Here is a 399-nt window from a genome sequence, read left to right as displayed (position 1 = left end):
GTTGAAGACGACGACGTTGATAGGCCGGGTGTGTAAGCGCAGCGATGCGTTGAGCTAACCGGTACTAATGAACCGTGAGGCTTAACCTTACAACGCCGAAGATGTTTTGGCGGATTTGAGAAGATATTTTCAGCTTGGATTCAGAGTCCGAAGGATTTTGCGCTGAGACAAGGCGGCAAAGGCAGCGACGGAAGGAGCATACATGAGTATGTGACTGACGTTCGCAAGAGTAGCCAACGCAGTATCAGTGTAAAAGACACAGGACAGAGTACAAAGAATTTGCCTGGCGGCACTAGCGCGGTGGTCCCACCTGACCCCATGCCGAACTCAGAAGTGAAACGCCGTAGCGCCGATGGTAGTGTGGGGTCTCCCCATGTGAGAGTAGGGAACTGCCAGGCA

General features: G+C 52.9%; 2 rRNA genes. Both read left to right on the top strand.

Going from position 1 to position 399, the window contains the following annotated elements:
* Nucleotides 1-89: ribosomal RNA gene (locus tag ACSIPU_RS30605) — 23S ribosomal RNA — on the top strand; the annotation flags it as partial.
* A 193-nt stretch (nt 90-282) separates the two neighbouring features.
* Nucleotides 283-398 (top strand): 5S ribosomal RNA (gene rrf / locus ACSIPU_RS30600).
* Nucleotide 399 lies beyond the last annotated feature (1 nt).

This window comes from Klebsiella sp. HN106 (genome assembly GCF_051209435.1).
Classification (GTDB): Bacteria; Pseudomonadota; Gammaproteobacteria; order Enterobacterales; family Enterobacteriaceae; genus Klebsiella; species Klebsiella oxytoca.
The sequence above is the reverse complement of the archived record's forward strand: the minus strand, read 5'-3'. Positions and strand labels throughout refer to the sequence as shown.